Genomic DNA, 622 nt, shown 5'->3' with positions numbered 1-622 from the left:
CGCGGGTTCGGTGGCCCTGCCGGACGGCACGGTCAAAATCCCCATCGACACCCCCACCCGCCTCCCCGACACCGCCGTCCACCTCCCCCAGTCCCCGAGCGCCCCGAGCGCCCCGGGCGCCCCGAGCGCCCCGGGCGCCCCGAGCGCCCCGGGCGCCCCGAGCGCCCCGGGCGCCCCGGGCGCCGTCCGCCTGCCGGACACTCCGGGTGCCCCGATCCATCTCCCGGACGCCGGGGGCGGCAGGTCGGCGATCCTCGACCCCGAAACGGGCAGGCTCTACGGCCCCGACGGCCACGAGCTGCCCGCGCCCAAGGAACCCACCGCCGCGCAACGCGCCGACGGCGCCCAGATCACACCCCCCGACACCCCCACCCGCGAACCCGCCCTCACCGGCGCCCCCCACACCACTCACGCCTCGGGCGGCACGGCCGACCACCTCCCCCAAGGCACTCACACCCCGCCCCACGCCCCCACCGCAGCCCACACCCCACCCACCCGCGGCGACCAACCACCGGCAGACCACACCCCCACCGGCGGCAACCACACCCCGGCAGGCAACGCCTCCCACACCCCCACAGGCCCCGCAGGCCACGCCCCCAGCGGCCCCACCCACGACACACCC

Annotated in this window: 1 pseudogene; it reads left to right on the top strand. The window is 78.9% G+C overall.

Annotated features, from left to right (window positions below):
* A pseudogene (locus ABEA77_RS33855) lies at nt 1-622 on the top strand (hypothetical protein); the annotation flags it as partial.

Source organism: Streptomyces tremellae (assembly GCF_039540215.1).
Taxonomy (GTDB): domain Bacteria; phylum Actinomycetota; class Actinomycetes; order Streptomycetales; family Streptomycetaceae; genus Streptomyces; species Streptomyces tremellae.
The sequence above is the reverse complement of the archived record's forward strand: the minus strand, read 5'-3'. Positions and strand labels throughout refer to the sequence as shown.